Origin of the sequence: Brevibacterium sp. HMSC063G07 (genome assembly GCF_001810665.1) — a bacterium.
In the GTDB taxonomy this organism is placed as follows: Bacteria; Actinomycetota; Actinomycetes; order Actinomycetales; family Brevibacteriaceae; genus Brevibacterium.
The window spans coordinates 1-205 of the sequence record NZ_KV802358.1 but is presented as its reverse complement, the minus strand read 5'-3'; the positions used below and the strand labels follow the sequence as shown (position 1 = coordinate 205).

Below are 205 nucleotides of genomic sequence, written 5' to 3'. Positions count from 1 at the left end.
TTTCGCCTGCTTCAGGAGCCTCTTCGGGGTCCTTGGCTTCAGGGTCCTTAGCCTCGGGGTCCTTGGGCTTGTCGCCGTCATTGTCCGGGGTGCCGGGCTTGTCAGCTCCAGGAGCTTCCGCACCGGGCTTCTGGTCTTGAGGGTCCTTGGCTTCCGGCTTGCCCTTGTCGTTTTCGCCTGCTTCAGGAGCCTCTTCGGGGTCCTT

The 205-nt window shown here is 62.9% G+C and carries 1 pseudogene; it reads right to left on the bottom strand.

The annotated features are described in order from the left end of the window. Nucleotides 1-205 (bottom strand): annotated as a pseudogene (locus tag HMPREF2757_RS06465) (cell surface protein); the annotation flags it as partial.